At 68.3% G+C, this 290-nt stretch carries 1 protein-coding gene; it reads left to right on the top strand.

The features are described 5' to 3' along the window. Window positions 1-290: hypothetical protein (locus ACSNOK_RS33800; RefSeq protein WP_436784576.1), on the top strand; the 290-nt coding region annotated here is incomplete at both ends.

The raw sequence follows: 290 nt of genomic DNA, 5'->3' as shown, positions 1-290 counted from the left end.
GAGGAGCCGATCGCGGTCGACCCGAACACGCGCGACAACCTGCACCTGCTGCACGCGCTGCGCTTGGCGCTGATTCAGCGGCTGATGATGGTGGCCACGCGGGTGCCGGACTTCTACGACCGCCACGTCACCACGCACGACGCGCTGATCGTCCGGCTGATGCATCTGGAGGTCGAGCCGGCAATGCAGCTCTTGGGCGAGATCTTCCCGGTGACCGAGGACGCCGAGCCCGAGCTCGACTTCGGCGAGCCCTCCACCTACCGGAGCGCCGGCGGGCAGTCCTACCTCAC

The organism is Streptomyces sp. URMC 126, from assembly GCF_051386555.1.
Classification (GTDB): Bacteria; Actinomycetota; Actinomycetes; order Streptomycetales; family Streptomycetaceae; genus Streptomyces.
This window is presented reverse-complemented; position numbering and strand designations above follow the sequence as displayed.